We start from the raw sequence: 19,274 nt of genomic DNA, 5'->3' as shown, positions 1-19,274 counted from the left end.
CATGAACCGCCCCGCCCCGCCCCCCACCGACGACGAGCTGCATGCCCTCGTCGATGGCCAGCTGTCGCCGGAGCGCCGCAGCGAGGTCGAAGACGCCGTGGCACACGACGCGGCCGTCGCCGAACGGGTCGCAGCGTGGCGCAGCCAACGGGACGCCTTGCGCCGGCTGCATGGCGACCTGCTCGGCGAACCCGTTCCGGCCCACCTGATGGGCGCACTCGATCGCAACCAGCCCCGGCAGGCTCGGCACGGCCGATGGATGCGATGGGGCGGCATGGCGGCCGGCATGCTGGTCGCCTTTGCCGCCGGCTGGCTCGGCAATGGCCAATGGTCGATACAGCGCGCCGCGCCGGCCCCATTGGCCAAGGCGCCCGCGATGCGCGAGTTCGTGCACGACGCATCGGTGGCGCACGCGGTCTATGCGCCCGAGAAAAGACACCCGGTCGAAGTGGCCGCCACGGAGCAGCAGCACCTCGTGCAGTGGCTCTCGAAGCGGCTCGACAGGCCGCTCAAGGTGCCGGACCTGGCGTCAATGGGCTACACGCTCGTCGGCGGACGCCTGTTGCCCGGGGAAAGCGGCGCACGCGCCCAGTTCATGTTCGAGGATGCTGCCGGCGAGCGCGTGACGCTCTACATCGGCACGCTCGACAGCCGCACTGCCGCCGGCATGGCCGCATCACGCGAAACAGCGTTCCGCTTTGCATCCGAAGGCCCGGTGCCCAGCTTCTATTGGGTGGACCAGGGCTTCGGCTATGCCGTTGCAGGCAAGCTACCGCGCGAGGTTTTGCTGAAACTGGCGACGCTCGCCTACCGGGATTTGTCTTGAGCCCGGCATAAACTGCCGGGTCGCACAACAACTGGCTTGTTTCGCGATTTTTCAACTGAAGGAGAAAACTGCATGAAATTGCTCAGCGCCTCGATCCTCGCGGCGGCATTGCTCGCCGGCTGCGGCGGCATGTCCAACAAGACCGCCAGCGCGCCCGACACCCCCACCCGCACCGCCGACGGCGTGCTCGTCGGACCGAACGGCATGACGCTGTACACCTTCGCCAAGGACACGGCCGGCGCCGGCACCTCCGCCTGCAACGCCCAGTGCGCGACCAACTGGCCGCCGCTCCCCGTGGCCGAAACCGCCAAGCCGATCGGCGGCTACACCATCATCATTCGCGAAGATGGCAAGCGCCAATGGGCCTACAAGGGCTGGCCGCTCTACTTCTGGGCCAAGGACGCCAAGCCGGGCGACAAGACCGGTGACGGCGTGGCCGGCGCCTGGAAGATCGCACGGCCCTGATCCCGTGGTCTCCTGATCGCGAAGGCCCCGTCAGATGGCGGGGCCTTTTTCTTTTTCCGCTCGCCTAGTGTGCGTTGGGAAGCGCGCCGTCGGCCACCGTGGCGCGGCGCCCGCGCAGTGCCAGCAATTCATTGAACACCAGCGCGCCGATGACCAGTGCACCGCCGGTCAGCACGCTGGCAGCGGGTTCCTCACCTGCGCCGATCCATGCCAGCGCAATGCCGAAGATCACTTCGAGCAAAGCCAGCAGAGCGACCTCGGGCGCCTTCAGCACCCGCGCGCACAGCACCGACAGCACGCAGGGAATGGCCAGCTGGAACACCCCCAGGAAAGCCAGCAGGCCGAGATCGCGTGCGTTTGCCTGAAACGGCAATGCAAAGGGCAGCGTGAACAGCGCGCTGAGCACCGCACCGATCAGCACCGCCGGCACCAGATCGATGTCATGCCCCTTGGCATGCGCATGCTGAACGACGGTCCAGTTGGTGGCGCCGGCCAGCGGCACGCACAGCGCCACCAGCGTTCCAAGCAGCGAGCCACCTGCCCCGCCCCGCATCAGCTGCGTGCCATACATCCAGGCAATGCCGAGCCCGGCCACCACGATGGCGAACCAGGTCCGCGCGGGCAGTCGATGGCCGATGAAGATGCGCGCGGCCAACGCGGTGAGCAACGGCCCGAGCGCCATCGTGACCAGCACGCTGGCGGTGGAAGCCAGCGTGAGCGCCACCATGAAGGCCGTGAACATCACGGTCCAGCAAGCGCCTGAAATCCACAGCGCCCGGCCGCCGTGCCGTATCTGGGAAAACACCGCCCGACCTCGCCAAAGCGGCAAGATCACCAGCAGCGCCAGCATCGTGAAAAGGCTGCGCCAGAAGGTGATCTCGAAACTGTGCGCCTCGGCGAGGTGCCGCGTGACGACGCCCGCCGTGGCCCACATCAGGGTCACGGCGACCATCAGCCACACGGCCCCGCCGTGCGTGAGGCGCAGCAGCATGGGCTACGCAGTGAAGGCGATCAGCTCGCCATTTCGCGGCTGGCCCGCTTGCGCTCGTGCTCCTTCAGGTAGCGCTTGCGCAGGCGCACGCTCTTGGGCGTGATTTCGACCAGCTCGTCGTCCTCGATGAATTCCACGCCGTATTCGAGCGTGAGTTCGATCGGCGGCGTGATCTTGATCGCGTCTTCCTTGCCCGAGACACGGAAGTTGGTCAGCTGCTTGGTGCGCGTGGCGTTCACCACCAGGTCGTTGTCGCGGCTGTGGATGCCGACGATCATGCCTTCGTACACCGGGTCGTTGGCCTTGACGAACATACGGCCGCGATCATCCAGCTTGCCCAGGGCATAGGTGAAGATTTCACCGTCGTCCATGGAGATCAGAACGCCGTTCTTGCGGCTGCCGATGTCGCCCTTGTGCGGTTCGTAACTGTCGAAGATGTTGCTGATGAGGCCCGAGCCGCGCGTCAGGTTCAGGAATTCGTTGGTGAAACCGATCAGGCCACGCGCCGGAATGCGGTACTCGAGGCGCACACGGCCACGGCCATCCGGTTCCATGTTGACCAGCTCGCCCTTGCGCTCACCCAGTGCCTGCATCACGCCGCCCTGGTGCTGCTCTTCGATGTCGGCCGTCACCAGCTCGATGGGTTCGTGCTTTTCGCCGTTGATCGTGCGGAACACCACACGCGGCTTCGACACGGCCATTTCATAGCCTTCGCGGCGCATGTTTTCCAAGAGGATGGTCAGGTGCAGTTCGCCGCGGCCCATCACCTCGAAGATGCCTTCTTCGTCGGTTTCGTTCACGCGCAGCGCCACGTTGTGCTGCAGCTCCTTCTGCAGGCGGTCCCAGATCTGGCGGCTGGTGACGAACTTGCCTTCGCGGCCGGCCAGCGGGCTGGTGTTGACGCAGAAGTTCATGGTCAGGGTCGGTTCGTCGACCTTGAGCATCGGCAGCGGCGCCGGGTTGACGGGGTCGGTCACGGTCACGCCAATGCCGATGTCGGCAATGCCGTTGATCAGCACGATTTCGCCCGGGCCGGCTTCGGTGGCCTGCACGCGGTCGAGACCCTGGAACGTCAACACCTGGTTGACGCGTCCCTTGACCGACTTGCCGTCCGGACCTTCCATCACCAGCACGTCCGTCATGGGCTTGAGCGTGCCCTGGCTGATGCGGCCCACGCCGATGCGGCCGACGAAGGTCGAGAAGTCGAGCGCGGAAATCTGCAGCTGCAGCGGCGCTTCGGGGTCGCCCTTCTGGGCCGGCACGTGCTTCAGGATGGTGTTGAACAGGGCCGACATGTCGGGGCCCCACTGTTCGCCGGGCGCACCCTCTTCCAGCGACGACCAGCCGTTGATGCCCGAGGCATACACCACGGGGAAGTCGAGCTGCTCGTCGGTGGCGCCGAGCTTGTCGAACAGGTCGAAGGCGGCGTTCACCACCTTGTCGGGATTCGCGCCCGGCTTGTCGACCTTGTTCACGACCAGGATCGGCTTGAGGCCAAGGGCCAGCGCCTTCTTGGTTACGAAACGCGTCTGGGGCATCGGGCCTTCCTGCGCGTCGATCAGCAGCACCACGCCGTCCACCATGGAGAGCGCGCGTTCCACCTCGCCGCCGAAGTCCGCGTGGCCGGGAGTGTCGACGATGTTGATGTGCGTGCCTTCCCAGGTCACGGCGCAGTTCTTGGCCAGGATCGTGATGCCACGTTCCTTTTCGATGGCGTTGTTGTCCATCACCGTATCGACCACTTTCTCGTGCTCGGCGAAGGTGCCCGACTGGCGCAGCAATTGGTCGACCATCGTGGTCTTGCCATGGTCCACGTGGGCAATGATGGCGATATTGCGGATTTGCTTGGTACTCATGGTGTCGCTTCGGTCTGTTGTGCGTTCAAAAGAATCTGCTGGATTTCGATGGGGTTCAGCAAGCGCCCCGGGATCAATTCGTTGGCGGCGATGTGCGCCGTGCCGAGGAAGGCGGGAGGCGCTTCGCCGAACACCGCCACATGGCTGGCATCGGGCCAGGTGCCGCGGCGGCGCAGGCCGGACAGAAAGCGCCCCGCATCTTCGCTGCCGAGCGTGACGATCGTATGGCCCTCGACCAGGGATTCGGCAGGCAACAACCGGGCCAGCCGCTCTTCCTCGCCCATGGCTTCGAGCGCCTCGAGGGTGATGCACTGCGCCACGCCGAAACCGCCGGTGGCCGTACGCCGCAGCGACGTCAGGTGGGCGCCGCAGCCCAGTGCCTCGCCGATGTCTTCGCCCAGCGTGCGGATGTAGGTTCCCTTGCTCACGGAAGCCACTATTTTTATCGCATTGCCCGCCGATTCGGAGGCTGCCTGCGTGATCTTCAGCGCATGAATGACCACGTCGCGCGGCGCGCGCTCGATCTCGATGCCTTCGCGGGCGTACTCGTACAGCGCCTTGCCGTCTTTCTTGAGCGCGCTGTGCATCGGCGGAACCTGCCGGATCGGGCCGGTGAATTGCGCCTCGACGCGCGCCAGGTCTTCAGGCGTGACGTGCACCGGACGCTCGGCAATCACCTCGCCCTCGGCATCGCCGGTGGCGGTCTTGATGCCCAGGCGGGCCGTGGCTTCGTAGGTCTTGTCGGCGTCGAGATGCAGTTGGCTGAACTTGGTGGCCGCGCCAAAGCACAGCGGCAGCACGCCGGTGGCCAGCGGATCGAGCGTGCCGGTGTGGCCCGCTTTTTCGGCGCGCAGCAACCACTTGGCCTTCTGCAAGGCCTGGTTACTGGAGAGTCCCAGCGGCTTGTCGAGCAACAACACCCCATGCACAGGGCGCCGCTGCACCCTTGTGCGTGGCGCATTCATCGCTAGTCGTCTTTCGAACGCGAAGCGACGGCCTGCGCGATGAGCGCATTCATGTCGGCCGCACGCTCGGTGGTGCGGTCGAACAGGAAGTGCAGCGTCGGCACGGTGTGGATGTGCAGGCGCTTGAACAGGCCATTGCGCAGGAACCCCGCGGCCTGGTTCAGCGCTTCGGTGGTCTCGGTGACGTCGCCCGTGAGCATGCTGAAGTACACCTTCGCATGCGCATAGTCGGGCGTGACCTCGACCGCCTGGATCGTGACCATGCCCACGCGCGGGTCCTTCAACTCGCGCGCGATCAGCTCCGTCAGATCCCGCTGGATCTGGTCGGCAACCTTGAACGCGCGGTTGGGGGCGGCGGCTTTTCTTTTGGGCATGGATACGGTCGCATCGAACGCTTGTTACAGCGTACGGGCGATCTCCTTGATCTCGAAGAATTCCAACTGATCACCTTCTTTGATGTCGTTGTAGTTCTTGAGCTTGATACCGCACTCGAAGCCTTCGCGCACTTCGCGGACGTCGTCCTTCATGCGCTTGATCGAGTCGACTTCGCCGGTGTAGATCACCACGTTGTCGCGCAGCAGGCGGAAATGCGCCGTGCGGTTGACCGAGCCCGAGGTGATGTACGAACCTGCGACCGTACCGATCTTCGAAGCCACGAACACCGTGCGGATCTCGGCCGAGCCGATGATTTCCTCGCGGCGCTCCGGTGCCAGCATGCCCGACATCGCGACCTTGATCTCGTCCACGGCGTCGTAAATGATGCTGTAGTAGTTCAGCTGCACGCCATTGCCTTCGGCCAGCTTGCGCGCACCGGCATCGGCGCGCACGTTGAAGCCGATCACGATCGCCTTCGAGGCGATGGCAAGGTTGATGTCGCTTTCGCTGATGCCGCCCACGCCGGCGTACACGATCTGCACCTTGACCTCTTCGGTCGCTAGCTTGAGCAGCGACTGGGCCAGCGCTTCCTGCGAGCCCTGCACGTCGGCCTTGATGATGATGCGCAGCGTCTGCACTTCGCCGGCCGAAAGGTCGGTGAACATGTTCTGCAGGTTCGCAGCCTGGGCCTTCGCCAGCTTGGTGTTGCGGAACTTGCCGGCACGGTAGGTGGCGATTTCGCGCGCACGGCGCTCGTCGCTCATCACCATGAACTCGTCGCCCGCTTGCGGGACTTCGGTCAGGCCCTGGATCTCGACCGGAATCGAGGGACCGGCCGACTTGATGCTCTTGCCGTCTTCGTCGAGCATGGCGCGCACGCGGCCATAGGTCGAACCCGCCAGCACCACGTCGCCGGTCTTGAGCGTGCCGGATTGCACCAGCACGGTGGCAACCGGGCCGCGGCCCTTGTCGAGCTGCGCTTCGATGACCAGGCCCTTGGCGGCGGCATCCACCGGCGCCTTGAGTTCCAGCACTTCGGCCTGCAGCAGCACCTGCTCGAGCAGCTCGTCGATGCCCTGGCCCGTCTTGGCGGACACCGGCACGAACGGCACGTCGCCACCGTACTCTTCGGGCACGACCTCTTCGGTCACCAGTTCCTGCTTCACGCGGTCCGGGCTGGCGTCGGGCTTGTCGATCTTGTTGATCGCGACCACGATCGGCACACCGGCAGCCTTAGCGTGCTTGATGGCTTCCTTGGTCTGGGGCATGACGCCGTCGTCGGCCGCCACCACGAGGATGACGATGTCGGTGGCCTGCGCACCGCGGGCACGCATGGCCGTGAAGGCCTCGTGACCCGGGGTGTCGAGGAACGACACCATGCCGCGTTCGGTCTGCACATGGTAGGCACCGATGTGCTGCGTGATGCCGCCGGCTTCGCCCGCGGCCACCTTGGCGCGGCGGATGTAGTCCAGCAGCGAGGTCTTGCCGTGGTCGACGTGGCCCATGACGGTCACGACCGGTGCGCGCGGCAGGGCTTCGGCGGTTTGCGCCGACACGTCTTCGTCGGTGAAGGCTTCCGGGTCGTCCAGCGCGGCAACGACCGCGTTGTGGCCCATTTCCTCCACCAGGATCATGGCGGTGTCCTGGTCCAGCGACTGGTTGATGGTCGCCATCTGGCCCAGCTTCATGAGCTGCTTGATGACTTCCTGCGCCTTGACGGCCATCTTGTGCGCGAGCTCGGCCACCGTGATGGTTTCGGGCACGTGCACTTCGAGAATGCGCGCCTCGACCGGTGCGGCCTGCACATGCTCTTCATGGCCTCCACGGTCGTTGCTGCCACGGCGGCCGCGCGGGCCTCCGCGCCAGTTGCCGCGGCCGACACCACCGCTGGCATCGCCGCGGGTCTTGATTTCCTTCTTCTTGGCCGGATCGCCAGCCCAGCTCGACGAGAGCTTGGCCGACTTGACTTCCTTGCCTGCACCGGCGGCGCCAGGGGCCGCAGCAGCACCCGGTGCGGCTGGCGCGCCGGGGCGCGCTGCCGGGGCCGCCGGCTTGTGCAGCGTTCCCTTGACGGCGGCCTTTTCGGGCTGCGGCTTTTCGGGCGCCTTGTGCGGCACCAGCACGCGGGCCGGTGCGTTCATCATGGCGCGAATGGCTTCGGCTTCGGCCAGGGCCTTGCGGCGGCGCTCGTCGAGGTCCTTGGCGCGGGCGGCTTCTTCGTCGGCACGGGCCTTCGATTCGGCGGCGGCCTTGGCCTTCGCGTCTTCCTTGGCTTGCGTGGCTGCCGTTTGCGCAGCCAGCTTGGTGTCGGCGGCTTGCTGTTCGGCGGCGGCTGCAGCGGCTGCGACAGGCGCGGCAACCGGCTTGGCGGCTTCCTTCGCGGGCGCGGCGGCAGCTGCGGCAGCGGCCTTCTTCTCGGCGGCGATGCGTGCGGCTTCCTGCTCCGCCTGTTCGGCGCGCTCGGCCTTCTCGGCCTGCTCGCGTTCGCGCGCTTCGGCTTCTTCGCGCAGTCGGCGCTTCTCGATCAGTTCTTCTTCCTGGCGGCGGATCAGCTCGGCCTGGCGGCGCGCCTCTTCCTCGCGGCGGGCCAGTTCGGCCTCGTCGACGCGGGGTGCAGCGGGTGCCGCGGCGGGCGCTTCGGCCACCGGTTGCGCTTCGGGGACGGCCGGGTGGCCGTCGTCGCGCTGGATGAAGGTGCGCTTCTTGCGCACCTCGACCTGGATGGTGCGGGCGCGGCCGGTGGCGTCGGCCTGCTTGATCTCGCTGGTCGACTTCTTCGTCAGCGTGATCTTCTTGCGCTCGGGCTCGGCGGTGCCGTGGCTGGCTTTGAGAAAGCCGAGCAGGCGCTGCTTGTCAGCCTCGGTGAGTGCATCGGTGGGTGCCGCTTTGGGCACGCCTGCGCTCTTGAGCTGGTCAAGCAAGGTTTCGGGAGTCTTCTTGAGCTCGTTCGCGAACTCGGCGACAGTGGTACTGGACATATTGGTTTCGTGCCTCCATGACCATCACTCTTGGCCGGCGAACCAATGTTCGCGGGCTTTCAAGATGAGGGCTTTGGCGTCATCGGCACTGTGGCCGGTGATCTCGGTGAGTTCATCGACCGCGAGGTCGGCGAGGTCGTCGCGGGTGTGCACACCCGCCTCGGCCAGCTTGGGAATCAGCTCGGGGTCGAGGCCTTCGAGGTCGCGCAGATTCTGCGAGACGGTCTCGACGCCCTCTTCCTTGGCGATTTCCATGGTCAGCAGCGCATCCTTGGCGCGCGAACGAAGCTCGTTGATCGTGTCTTCGTCGAAGGCTTCGATCTCCAGCATTTCGGAGATCGGCACATAGGCCACTTCTTCGAGGCTGTTGAAGCCCTCGGAGATCAGGATGTCGGCGATTTCCTCGTCGACGTCGAGCTTTTCCATGAACAGCTTGCGGCTGGCGTCGGTTTCGCTCGCCTGCTTCTGGGCCGATTCATTGGCGTCCATGATGTTGATCTTCCAGCCGGTCAGATCGGAGGCGAGCCTCACGTTCTGGCCCCCGCGGCCGATGGCGATGGCGAGGTTTTCCTCGTCGACCACCACGTCCATGGCGTGCTTTTCCTCGTCCACCACGATCGACGACACGTTGGCCGGAGCCAGGGCGCCGATCACGAACTGGGCCGGATCCTCGCTCCACAGCACGATGTCCACGCGCTCGCCAGCGAGCTCGTTGGTCACGGCGTTGACGCGGGTGCCGCGCACGCCGACGCAGGTGCCGATCGGGTCGACACGCTTGTCGTGCGAGAGCACGGCGATCTTGGCGCGCGAGCCGGGGTCGCGGGCGCAGCTCTTGATTTCGAGCAGGCCCTGTTCGATCTCGGGCACTTCCTGGCGGAACAGCTCGATCATGAACTCGGGCGCCGAGCGCGACAGGATGATCGGCGCGCCGCGCAGCGTCAGGTCGACCTCCATGATCATGGCCCGCACGCGGTCGCCATTGCGCAGGTTTTCCTTGGCGATCATCTCGCTGCGGCGCAGGCGCCCTTCGACGCGGCCGGCCTCCACGATGATGTCGCCCTTGTCCAGGCGCTTGACGGTGCCCACGAAGATCTTGTCGCCGCGCGACATGAAGTCGTTCAGCAGCATCTCGCGCTCGGCGTCGCGGATCTTTTGCAGGATCACCTGCTTGGCGGCCATGGCGCCAATGCGGCCGATCGGCACCGAGTCCACCGATTCCTCGATGTACTCGTCGACCTCGATGTCGGGCATTTCTTCCTTGGCTTCGAACAGGAGGATTTCCTGGTCGGGCAGCTGCAGGCCGGCCTCGTCGGGAACGACGTGCCAGCGGCGGAAGGTTTCGTAGTCGCCGCTGTCGCGGTCCACGGCCACGCGGATGTCCACTTCGCCCGCATAGAGCTTCTTGGTGGCTTGCGCCAGTGCGGATTCGACCGCGCCGAAGACCACGTCGCGCTCGACGTTCTTCTCTCGCGAGATCGCATCCACCAACATCAACATTTCGCGATTCATGCCACCACTCCTCTAGTCAGTCCGGAACATTCGTTCCGTCGTCAATATCCGAAAAACCCGGTTGGGTTCTGGCCCTGCGGCCCTTGAAATCCACAATTGGCGCGAGCCGCGCATCGCGCAGCTCGTCCAGCACGAAGCCGAGCGCATGCAACTTTGCAGGCGCGCGCTTCTTGCTCACTTTTTGACCCGGTTTGGGCTCAGGCGCATCGCTCCAGACGATTTGCCAGCCCGGGCCTGCGTCGGCCCCTTCCGCTGTTTCAACACGCTCCAGCGTGCCGCGAAATTTCTTGCGGTTGGCAGACACCTGCCCCGCCGCCGCGGCCCCCATCGGCGCCTTGAGCGTGATGTCGATCACCTCACCGACGAAACGCTCGAAATCCTGCTCATTGCGAAGCGGACGGTCAATACCCGGCGAGGAAACCTCGAGCCGCTTGTAATCGACGCCATCGACCTCGAGCGCAAACTGCAATTGCCGCGTGACCTTTTCGCAATCCTCGACGGTCACGAAGGGCTCGGGAATTCCCGCTGCCACAGCTTCCGAGGTGGGGGCTGTCCAGGGCAAATCAATCGTGACGCGCAGCAATCCCCCGGCCGATCTTTCGATCTCGACCAGGTCGTAGCCGAGTCCGGCCACGGTTTGTTCCACTGTCTGCTGCAATGCCACGTGTTTGAAAATGCCTTGTAAAAATGGTTATGCGCGCCACCCGCCCGCCACGGGTGCCACGCATCGAGAATGCATAGACCAAAAAAAACGGGCGGTTGGTACCCGCCCGTTTGGTCGTGAGCCTCGAATTATATGCTATTCGTGTGAGAAATGAAGGGGCTTCGGCGCTCAGGCGGGCGTATTGCGGCGAGATTTCGACCACACCACCGCAAACAGCGCGGCCCCGAGCGCCAGGGCCGCAGCCGCCACCAGCAGCGGCAACTGGAACGAACCGGTTCGCTGGGCCAGCGGCGCGGCAAAAAGCGGCCCGATGATCTGCCCGACACCGTAGGAAGCCGTGGCATAGCCGATCAGCCCGGCGGCGGCATTGCCCCGCAGCCGGCGCGCATCCCGCATCGCAAAAAGAGTGATGGCCGTGAACGGCATGCCGAGCAGCAGGCTGCCAAGCGCAAAGCCGGCAATCGTGGGCCACGCCACCGACAGCAGTACGCCCAGCGCCTGCAGCGCATACGCCGCCGCCAGCAGCAGCCGGTTGTCCCAATGGAGAGGCGCGCGGGCGCCGATCAGCGCACCCGGAATGATCGCCAGCCCGAAAAGCGGCCAGAAGAAGTCGGGCCAGGGCGAGCCCGGCAGCGCCTGGCGGGCGATCACGGGCAGGAAGGTCGCCGTGATGATGTAGCCGAAACCGGCCAGGCCGTAGAGCGCGACCAGCCAGACCGCGTCGCTGCGCGCCGAGGCCGAAACCGGCGTACCGGCCGCGGCCGCAGGTGCGGCTGCAGGGCCGGCCGACGCGGTCAGCTCGCCGTCGTCGAACACCCGCCAGATCGCCGCCACTAGCACCACCGCCAGCAAGCCGAGGCCGATCCACCCTGTTTCCGAACCCCACCGCCCCAGTGCGCCGCCAAGCAGGCCGGTCATGGCAATGCCGATGCCGGGCCCCGTGTAGATGACCCCGGCCAGCGCCGGGGAATTGGTTTCGGCCAACCGGCGCAGGCCCCATCCCGACGCGAAAACGAAGACCCAGGCACTCATCACGCCGGCTGCCGCGCGCAAGATGCCCCAGCTCGTGGAGCTGTGCAGCACACCCATGCCGACCAGCAGCACGGCCGTTGCAGCCAGCCCGCCGCGCACCATCGTCTTGGCCTTGATTCCGATGGCCGCGCAACTGACCGCGCCCAGAAAGTAGCCCAGGTAGTTCAGCGACGCCAGCACGCCTCCCGCCTCGAGCTGGAGCTTTCCTTCATGCAGCATGATCGGCAGCATGGGCGTGAAGGCAAAACGCCCCAGCCCCATGGCCACAGCCAAAGTGACCATGCAGGCCAGCGCCGCGCGCCAGGCCCCGCGCCGGCCTTGTCCGATTCGCGACATTGCTCTGAATTCCGTTGTTCTATTCCAGAAGCGCAGCCGCCACCAGTTTTCTTGTGTAGGGGTGCTCCGGCGCATCGAGCACACGCTCGACGAGGCCGGCTTCGAGGATGGCGCCATCCTTCATCACGATGACCTGGTGCGCCATGGCGCGAATCACTTCGACGTCATGGGTGATGAGCAGATAGCTCAGGCCCCGCTCGCGCTGCAGGCGCTGCAGCAACCCCAGCACCTGCTTCTGGATCGTCACATCGAGCGCGCTGGTGGGCTCGTCGAGCACCAGCAGTTGCGGATCGACGATGAGCGCGCGCGCAATCGCGAGCCGCTGGCGCTGCCCACCCGAAAACTCGTGCGGGTAGCGGTCGAGCAGCGACGGAAACTGCGCCTCGCTCAGTCCCACGTCGGCCAGCGCCGCCAGGGCCCGCGCCCGGCGTTGCTCGGTGCCGAGCTCGGGCGCATGCACGCGCAGCCCCTCGCCCACGATCTGCTCGACCGTCATGCGCGGCGAGAGCGAAGAAAACGGGTCCTGGAAAACCACCTGCATGACCCGGCGCAGGGCCAGGTCGGAGGCCCGGTCGACTGCCCAGCCCTTGCCGTCCACCTTCAACGTGCCGCGGTACTTCAGCAGCCCGAGCGCGGCCAGCGCCAGCGTCGACTTGCCCGATCCGGATTCGCCGACGACGCCCAGTGTTTCGCCCGGTGCGATGCGGAAATCGGCGTTTTGCACCGCGATGAATTCGCCCTTTCGGAACCAGCCGGCAACGCCGGGCCGGGACACCGGATAGCTCACACGCAGACCCGTGGCCTCGAGCACCGGCCGTGCATCGCCCCCCCCGGCCACGACAGTGACGTTGCGCTCGGGGTGGCTGTCGATCAACTTGCGGGTGTAGGCATGCTGCGGCGCTTCGAACACCGCTGCCACCGCGCCCTGCTCGACGATGTGGCCGTTTTCCATCACGGCGATCCGGTCGGCGAAGCGGCGCACCAGGTTCAGGTCATGGGTGATCAGCAGCACGGCCATGCCATGCTTGCGCTGCAGATCGGCCAGCAGATCGAGGATCTGCGCGCGCACCGTCACGTCCAGCGCGGTGGTCGGCTCGTCGGCCAGCAGCAGGCGGGGCTTGCAGGCCAGCGCCATGGCAATCATGGCGCGCTGGCGCTGGCCGCCCGAGAGTTGGTGCGGAAACGCCCTCGCCCGCCGTTCCGGTTCGGGAATGCCGGTGTCGGCAAGCAACTGCACGGCGGCCGCCTGCGCCGCCCGCGCCGAGAGCCCCTCGTGCAGCTCGAGCACCTCGGCAATCTGGTCGCCCACGCTGTAGAGCGCGTTGAGGGCGGTCATGGGCTCCTGGAAGATCATCGCGATCTCCTTGCCGCGAATGCCGCGCAACTCCCGCTCCGGGATCGACAGCAGGTCGAGACCGTTCGAAGCCCCCTGAGCGTCGAACAGCTTCGCGACGCCGGCGATGTCGGCGTTCTGCGCCAGGCGCAGCAGCGACAGCGCCGTGACGGTCTTGCCCGAGCCCGACTCGCCGACCAGGGCGAGCTTCTCGCCGGCGGCGATGCGGAAGTCGATGCCATGCACCACTTCCTTGCCGCCAAAAGCGACGCGCAGGCCCTTGACGTCCAGCAGCGGCTGATGAGAGGTCGTCATTTCGCTCACTTGTCGGCCTTCCGCGGATCGAGCGCATCGCGCAGCGCGTCGCCCATGAAGGTCAGGAGCATCAGCGTCACGACCAGCACGCCGAAGGTCGACAACGAGATCCACCAGGCATCGATGTTGGCCTTGCCCTGGCTCAGCAGTTCGCCGAGCGACGGCGTGCCCGGCGGCACGCCAAGGCCCAGGAAGTCCAGCGAAGTGAGCGCCAGGATGGCCGCGCTCATCCGGAATGGCAGGAAGGTGACGACCGGCACCATGCTGTTGGGCAGGATGTGGCGCCACATGATCTGCAGGTTTCCGACGCCCAGTGCGCGTGCGGCGCGCACGTAGTCCATCTGGCGGTTGCGCAGGAATTCGGCGCGCACGTAGTCCGACAGGCCCATCCATCCGAAAAGGCTCAGCAGGATGAGCAGCAACGCCACGCTGGGCGAGAAGATCGCACTGAAGATGATCAGCAGATAGAGCTCGGGCATGGAACCCCAGATCTCGATGAAACGCTGGAAGGCCAGGTCGGTCTTGCCGCCGAAGAAGCCCTGGACAGCACCCGTCACGATGCCCAGCACCACGCCGATGACCGTCAGCGCCAGTGCGAACAGCACGCTCACGCGAAAACCGTAGATCAGTTGCGCCAGCAGGTCGCGGCCGCGGTCGTCGGTGCCAAAAAAGTTGTCGCGCGACGGGGCCGATGGATTCGGCAACTTGGCAAAGTAGTTGAGCGTCTGCGGACCATAGGTGTTCGGCGCATAGATTGCCCAGTTCTTCCCCGCAGTGATCCGCTCGCGGATGAACGGGTCGAGGTAGTCGGCCGGCGTCTCGAAGTCGCCGCCAAAGGTCTTTTCGGCGTAGTCGCGCAGCACGGGGAAGTAGGTTTGCCCCTCGTAGTGCACGACGAGCGGCTTGTCCGTCGACAACACCTCCGCGAAGAGGCTGAGGACCACAAGCACCGTGAAGACGACGAGGCTCCAGAACCCGAGCGGATTCCGGCGGAAGCGGCGCCAGGCGCGGCGCCCAGGGCTCAGCGAAACGGGCGGTGCGTCAGTCAAATTTCACCCTCGGGTCGACCCAGACATAGCAGAGGTCGGAAATGAGCTTGGTCAAGAGGCCGATCAGCGTGAACAGATACAGCGTGCCCAGCACCACGGGATAGTCGCGCCGGATCACGCTTTCGTAGCTCAAGAGGCCCAACCCGTCGAGAGAGAACAGTGTCTCGATCAGCAGCGAGCCCGTGAAGAAGGCGCCGATGAAGGCCGCCGGAAATCCCGTGATGATCGGGATCAGGGCGTTGCGGAAGACATGTTTCCAGAGCACTTGCCGCTCGGCCAACCCCTTGGCGCGCGCAGTCAGCACATATTGCTTGCGGATTTCCTCCAGGAATGAATTCTTCGTGAGCATGGCCGTCACGGCGAAGCTGCCGAGCACCATCGCGGTCACGGGCAGCGCAATGTGCCAGAGATAGTCCACGATCTTCGCGCCCCAGCCGAGCGTTTCCCAATTGGGCGAGGTCAGCCCGCGCAGCGGAAACCACTGCAGCTGGCCGCCGAAGATCACGAGCAGCGCCACCCCCAGCACAAAGCCGGGAATCGCATAGCCGACCAGCACGATGAGCGTGGTCACGAAGTCGAAACGAGAACCCGCGCGCACGGCCTTCGCCACGCCAAGCGGCACCGCGATCAGGTAGCTGATGAAGAAGGTCCAGAGGCCCAGGCTGATCGAAACCGGCAATTTTTCCTTGACCAGGTCCCACACCGCCTTGCGCTGGTAGAAGCTCTGGCCCAAGTCGAGCTTCGCGAAAGACTTGAGCATCTGCCAGAAGCGCTCGTGCGCCGGCTTGTCGAAGCCGTAAAGCGCCTTGATCTCCGCAATGCGTTCCGGAGCCAGTCCCTGCCGCCCCCGATAGCCGGCGCCGCTGCTTGCGGCACGCTCGCCTCCCGAATCGCGCCCCTGCAACTGGGACACCATCTGCTCGACCGGCCCGCCCGGCACGAACTGGATGACCACGAAGGTCAGCAGCAGCACGCCGAGCAGCGTGGGCACCATCAGGAGCAGGCGTTTGAGGATGTAGCTGGCCATGGCGTGCGCGATTCTCTATTTGTTCGAGGGCGACGCCCACCAGGTGCTCATCGCCCACGTGTCGGCCTGGTAGTACGGAGGAATGGCATCCGGCAACACGAAGGGCCGCGGCCGATAGCCAATGAGGAAGGCGTCGCCGTAGTACTGCGGCACCGAGTAGTAGCCGTGCGACAGCACGCGGTCGAGTGAGCGCATTGCGGCGCCCAGTTCGGGCCGGGTGGTGGCGCCGACCACCTTCTGCAGCAGCGCATCGACCGCGGGGTCGGCAATGCCCCAGATGTTCTGCGAGCCGTGCGTGGCGGCCGCCTTGGAGCCGAACAGCTCCAGCAGTTCGCCGCCCGGCGCCGTGCTGCCGGGCAGCCGCAAGGAAGTCATCTCGAATTCGAAATTGTCCATGCGCTGCTGCGCGAGCGAGAAGTCCACCGTGCGAAAGCTCATCTGGATGCCGAGCTTCAGCAAGGCGGTCTGCAGCGGTGTCACGACGCGGATCAGCGACGGCTGGTCGTTCAGGAACTCGATGGTGAAGACCTCGCCCCTGTCGTTGCGCAGGGCGCCGTCGCGGTAGGTCCAGCCCGCCTCGGCCAGCAGCGTGCGGGCCTTGCGCAAGTTCTCGCGCAGGCTGCCCGGCGGCGCCGTGCTCGGCGAGATCGCGGCCGGGCCGAAGACCTCGGGCCGCAGCTTGTCGCGCAACGGTTCGAGCAGCGCCAGCTCGTCCGGCTTGGGAAGTCCTTCCGCATGAAACTCGCTGTTCGGGTAATAGCCCTGGACCCGCTTGTACAGGCCGTAGAAGAGCTGCTTGTTGAGCCATTCGAAGTCAAACGCGAGGCCGATGGCCTGGCGCACCCGGATGTCCTTGAACTTCGGGTTGCGGACATTGAACACATAGCCCTGGAAATCGCCCGGATTCTGGTTTTCGAAGGCGCGCTTCACGAGTTCGCCGGACGCGAACTGCTTGCCCGTGTACTGGCGCGCCCAGTTGCGCGAGGTGAACTCGCGCATGAAGTCGAACTCGCCCGCCTTCAGCCCTTCGAAGCGCGAGGTGTCGTCCAGGTAGATCTTGAAGGTGACGCGGTCGAAGTTGAAGAATCCCTTGCGCACCGGGAGCTCGGCACCCCAGTAGGCCGGGTTGCGCGCGTAGGTGATGTCGCGGCCCATGCGCGGGTTCGCGATCTTGTAGGGGCCCGAGCCGATCGGCACCTCGGTCGTGACCTGGTCGAAGGGCTTGCCGGCACCCCAGGCGCGGCTGAACACCGCCATCCCGCCCACCACCAGCGGCAGTTCGGGATTGGGGCTGGCGAAGTCGAAACGCACCGTGCGATCGCCGATGGCCTTGACGCCCTTCACTTCGGCATAGATGGTGCGGAACTGCGGCGCCGCCAAGGGCCCCGTAAGCGTGGTGAACGAATGCACGACGTCGGCCGCCAGCACCGGCGATCCGTCGTTGAAGCGCGCCTGCGGGCGGATGCGGAAGATGGCCGAGCGCTTGTCGGCCGCCACCTCGACGTCTTCCGCCAAAAGGCCATAGGCCGTGGTCGGCTCCTCCGAATTGCCTGTGAGCAGGCTCTCGAACATCAGCACGCCCAGGCCATAGGGCGCCGTGCCCTTGAGGGTGAACGGGTTGAACTTGTCGAAGTTGGTGGGCCGCGTCGGCGGCACCATCCGGATCTCTCCGCCCTTGGGCGCATTCGGATTCACGTAGCTGAAATGGGTGAAGCCGGGCGGATACTTGACATCGCCGAATTGCGCATAGGCATGGGCGGCCCATGAAGGAGCCGCCCAGAGCATCAAGAGAAAAAGCAGCCAAGCCCGCATGCGAGAATTCTGCCCAAGATTTTCACGAGGCAACTTCATGGGCTTTCTTTCCGGCAAAAAACTGTTGATCACCGGCGTGTTGAGCAATCGCTCCATTGCCTATGGCATTGCCAAGGCGTGTCACGAACAAGGCGCCGAGCTTGCTTTCAGCTACGTCGGCGAGCGATTCAAGGACCGTATCACCGAATTCGCCGCAGACTTCGACTCCAAGCTCATTTTCGACTGCGACGTGGGCGACGATGCGCAGATCGACAAGCTCTTTGCCGATCTGGCGCAGACCTGGCCCAAGTTCGACGGCTTCGTCCACAGCATCGGGTTCGCGCCGCGCGAGGCCATTGCGGGCGACTTCCTCGAAGGGCTGTCGCGCGAGGGCTTCAGGATTGCGCACGACATCAGTGCCTACAGCTTCCCGGCCATGGCCAAGGCCGCCCTGCCCTACCTCAACGACAAGGCCGCGCTGCTGACGCTGACCTACCTCGGCGCCGAACGCGCACTGCCCAACTACAACACCATGGGCCTTGCCAAGGCGTCGCTCGAGGCTTCGGTGCGCTATACCGCGGCGTCGCTCGGTCCCAGGGGCATGCGCGTCAACGGCATCAGCGCCGGGCCGATCAAGACGCTGGCGGCCAGCGGCATCAAGGGCTTCGGCAAGATGCTGTCCGCCGTGGCCGAGGCCTCGCCGATCCGCCGCAACGTGACCATCGAGGAAGTCGGCAACGTGGCCGCCTTTCTGCTGAGCGACCTCGCCAGCGGCGTGAGCGCCGAGATCACCTACGTGGATGGCGGCTTCAGCAACGTCGTCGCGGGAATGGGCGAATAAACGCTCGCCCCGGCAGCTTCCGCAGAACATTGCGTCTTCATCGATTGGCAGCGGCGTCGTGCTGACCCGACGTTCCCTCTTGCTTGCCGGGCTCGGTGCGCTGGCGGCCCGCACGGCCGTCGCGCGCGAGCCCGCACCGGCACTGATGCTGGCCGAGGTCTACCGCCCGGGCATGCCGCTGGCGGACTACTGGGTCAGCGAAAAATTCGATGGGGTGCGCGGCTACTGGGACGGCCAGCAGCTCTGGACGCGTGGCGGCGAGCCGGTGGTGGCGCCCGCCTGGTTCACGGCAAAGTTGCCGAAGCAGCCGCTCGATGGCGAGCTGTGGGCCGGCCGGGGCCAGTTTGCCCACGCCGTTTCCACCGTGCGAAGCCAGACGCCCAACGACGCCGCCTGGCACAGCATGCGGTTCATGGTGTTCGACCTGCCGTCCCAGGGCGGCGACTTCACGGCGCGGCTCGCTGCCCTGCGCAAACTGCTGCCGATCACCGACGCGCCGTGGATCGTGCCCGTGCCGCAAGAGCGCGCCACCACGCATCCCGAGTTGCAGGCGCTGCTCGACAAGACCGTGAAGATGGGCGGCGAAGGCCTGATGCTGCACCGGGGCGGCTCGCTCTATCGTGCCGAGCGCAACAGCGACCTGCTCAAGGTCAAGCTCCACGACGACGCCGAAGCCCGGGTGGTCGGGCACGTTCCGGGCAAGGGCCGGCACGGTGGCCGGCTGGGTGCGCTGCTGGTCGAAACGCCCGAGGGCAAGCGCTTCAAGCTCGGCACCGGCCTCACCGACGCCGAGCGCGAGAACCCGCCCGCCATCGGCAGCTGGGTGACCTACCGCTTCAACGGCACCAACCCTGGCGGCCTGCCGAGGTTTGCCCGCTTCATGCGGGAACGCATCGACCTGCCCTCCTGAAGCGCACCGCG

The 19,274-nt window shown here is 65.7% G+C and carries 16 protein-coding genes; 4 read left to right on the top strand and 12 right to left on the bottom strand.

What is annotated here, in order from left to right:
- Position 1 precedes the first annotated feature (1 nt).
- Complete coding sequence (locus ACAM55_RS10960) at positions 2–826, top strand: anti-sigma factor (protein ID WP_369656028.1); 825 nt, start codon at positions 2–4, stop codon at positions 824–826.
- 72 nt (positions 827–898) lie between these two features.
- Complete coding sequence (locus ACAM55_RS10955) at positions 899–1,291, top strand: ATP-binding protein (RefSeq protein WP_369656027.1); 393 nt, start codon at positions 899–901, stop codon at positions 1,289–1,291.
- A 64-nt stretch (positions 1,292–1,355) separates the two neighbouring features.
- On the opposite strand, the gene ACAM55_RS10950 is transcribed toward ACAM55_RS10955, so the two are convergent.
- The 12 genes from ACAM55_RS10950 to ACAM55_RS10895 form a co-directional block, all read right to left on the bottom strand.
- The gene (locus tag ACAM55_RS10950; protein WP_369656375.1) at positions 1,356–2,276 is read right to left on the bottom strand and encodes a DMT family transporter; all 921 of its coding nucleotides are present in this window, start codon (positions 2,274–2,276) and stop codon (positions 1,356–1,358) included.
- 26 nt (positions 2,277–2,302) lie between these two features.
- Positions 2,303–4,138, bottom strand: a complete 1,836-nt coding sequence (gene typA, locus ACAM55_RS10945; RefSeq protein ID WP_369656026.1) for a translational GTPase TypA — start codon at positions 4,136–4,138, stop codon at positions 2,303–2,305.
- Entirely contained in the window at positions 4,135–5,103 is a 969-nt protein-coding gene (gene truB, locus ACAM55_RS10940) for a tRNA pseudouridine(55) synthase TruB (RefSeq protein ID WP_369656025.1), read from the bottom strand. The genes typA and truB overlap by 4 nt, the downstream gene beginning before the upstream one ends.
- A 2-nt stretch (positions 5,104–5,105) precedes the next feature.
- Positions 5,106–5,477 carry a 30S ribosome-binding factor RbfA gene (gene rbfA / locus ACAM55_RS10935; RefSeq protein ID WP_093239564.1) on the bottom strand — a complete coding sequence of 124 codons (372 nt, stop codon included), beginning with the start codon at positions 5,475–5,477 and terminating at the stop codon, positions 5,106–5,108.
- Positions 5,478–5,501: 24 nt separating this feature from the next.
- Positions 5,502–8,456 carry a translation initiation factor IF-2 gene (infB, locus tag ACAM55_RS10930; RefSeq protein ID WP_369656024.1) on the bottom strand — a complete coding sequence of 985 codons (2,955 nt, stop codon included), beginning with the start codon at positions 8,454–8,456 and terminating at the stop codon, positions 5,502–5,504.
- 24 nt (positions 8,457–8,480) lie between these two features.
- The gene (gene nusA / locus ACAM55_RS10925) at positions 8,481–9,965 is read right to left on the bottom strand and encodes a transcription termination factor NusA (protein WP_369656023.1); all 1,485 of its coding nucleotides are present in this window, start codon (positions 9,963–9,965) and stop codon (positions 8,481–8,483) included.
- 16 nt (positions 9,966–9,981) lie between these two features.
- Positions 9,982–10,629, bottom strand: coding sequence for a ribosome maturation factor RimP (rimP, locus tag ACAM55_RS10920; protein ID WP_369656022.1), 648 nt, complete (start codon positions 10,627–10,629; stop codon positions 9,982–9,984).
- Between the two features lie 168 nt (positions 10,630–10,797).
- Positions 10,798–11,997: a YbfB/YjiJ family MFS transporter gene (locus tag ACAM55_RS10915; protein WP_369656021.1), complete on the bottom strand. Its 1,200-nt coding sequence runs from the start codon at positions 11,995–11,997 to the stop codon at positions 10,798–10,800.
- Between the two features lie 19 nt (positions 11,998–12,016).
- Positions 12,017–13,645, bottom strand: coding sequence for an ABC transporter ATP-binding protein (locus ACAM55_RS10910; RefSeq protein WP_369656020.1), 1,629 nt, complete (start codon positions 13,643–13,645; stop codon positions 12,017–12,019).
- 5 nt (positions 13,646–13,650) lie between these two features.
- A complete protein-coding gene (locus ACAM55_RS10905; protein WP_369656019.1) occupies positions 13,651–14,694 on the bottom strand; it encodes an ABC transporter permease in 1,044 nt (347 codons plus the stop codon).
- The gene (locus ACAM55_RS10900; RefSeq protein ID WP_093022711.1) at positions 14,687–15,721 is read right to left on the bottom strand and encodes a microcin C ABC transporter permease YejB; all 1,035 of its coding nucleotides are present in this window, start codon (positions 15,719–15,721) and stop codon (positions 14,687–14,689) included. Before ACAM55_RS10900 ends, ACAM55_RS10905 begins: the two co-directional genes overlap by 8 nt.
- Before the next feature lie 15 nt (positions 15,722–15,736).
- Positions 15,737–17,533 (bottom strand): extracellular solute-binding protein, encoded by a 1,797-nt coding sequence (locus ACAM55_RS10895; RefSeq protein WP_369656018.1) that lies wholly within the window; start codon positions 17,531–17,533, stop codon positions 15,737–15,739.
- Positions 17,534–17,570: 37 nt separating this feature from the next.
- Here ACAM55_RS10895 and fabI point away from each other — a divergent pair, with 37 nt between their 5' ends.
- The gene (fabI, locus tag ACAM55_RS10890; RefSeq protein ID WP_369656017.1) at positions 17,571–18,353 is read left to right on the top strand and encodes an enoyl-ACP reductase FabI; all 783 of its coding nucleotides are present in this window, start codon (positions 17,571–17,573) and stop codon (positions 18,351–18,353) included.
- A 58-nt stretch (positions 18,354–18,411) separates the two neighbouring features.
- Positions 18,412–19,263, top strand: a complete 852-nt coding sequence (locus ACAM55_RS10885) for a DNA ligase (RefSeq protein ID WP_369656016.1) — start codon at positions 18,412–18,414, stop codon at positions 19,261–19,263.
- Positions 19,264–19,274: the final 11 nt, after the last annotated feature.

The organism is Variovorax sp. V213, assembly GCF_041154455.1.
Taxonomy (GTDB): domain Bacteria; phylum Pseudomonadota; class Gammaproteobacteria; order Burkholderiales; family Burkholderiaceae_C; genus Variovorax.
The sequence above is the reverse complement of the archived record's forward strand: the minus strand, read 5'-3'. Positions and strand labels throughout refer to the sequence as shown.

What these genes read in the sequence shown, in the direction of transcription:
- ACAM55_RS10960 (WP_369656028.1), top strand. Translation starts at nt 2, where the DNA reads ATGAACCGCCCCGCCCCGCCCCCCACCGACGACGAGCTGCATGCCCTC.
- ACAM55_RS10955 (WP_369656027.1), top strand. Translation starts at nt 899, where the DNA reads ATGAAATTGCTCAGCGCCTCGATCCTCGCGGCGGCATTGCTCGCCGGC.
- typA (WP_369656026.1), bottom strand. Translation starts at nt 4,138, where the DNA reads ATGAGTACCAAGCAAATCCGCAATATCGCCATCATTGCCCACGTGGAC.
- truB (WP_369656025.1), bottom strand. Translation starts at nt 5,103, where the DNA reads ATGAATGCGCCACGCACAAGGGTGCAGCGGCGCCCTGTGCATGGGGTG.
- rbfA (WP_093239564.1), bottom strand. Translation starts at nt 5,477, where the DNA reads ATGCCCAAAAGAAAAGCCGCCGCCCCCAACCGCGCGTTCAAGGTTGCC.
- infB (WP_369656024.1), bottom strand. Translation starts at nt 8,456, where the DNA reads ATGTCCAGTACCACTGTCGCCGAGTTCGCGAACGAGCTCAAGAAGACT.
- nusA (WP_369656023.1), bottom strand. Translation starts at nt 9,965, where the DNA reads ATGAATCGCGAAATGTTGATGTTGGTGGATGCGATCTCGCGAGAGAAG.
- ACAM55_RS10915 (WP_369656021.1), bottom strand. Translation starts at nt 11,997, where the DNA reads ATGTCGCGAATCGGACAAGGCCGGCGCGGGGCCTGGCGCGCGGCGCTG.
- ACAM55_RS10910 (WP_369656020.1), bottom strand. Translation starts at nt 13,645, where the DNA reads ATGACGACCTCTCATCAGCCGCTGCTGGACGTCAAGGGCCTGCGCGTC.
- ACAM55_RS10900 (WP_093022711.1), bottom strand. Translation starts at nt 15,721, where the DNA reads ATGGCCAGCTACATCCTCAAACGCCTGCTCCTGATGGTGCCCACGCTG.
- ACAM55_RS10895 (WP_369656018.1), bottom strand. Translation starts at nt 17,533, where the DNA reads ATGCGGGCTTGGCTGCTTTTTCTCTTGATGCTCTGGGCGGCTCCTTCA.
- fabI (WP_369656017.1), top strand. Translation starts at nt 17,571, where the DNA reads ATGGGCTTTCTTTCCGGCAAAAAACTGTTGATCACCGGCGTGTTGAGC.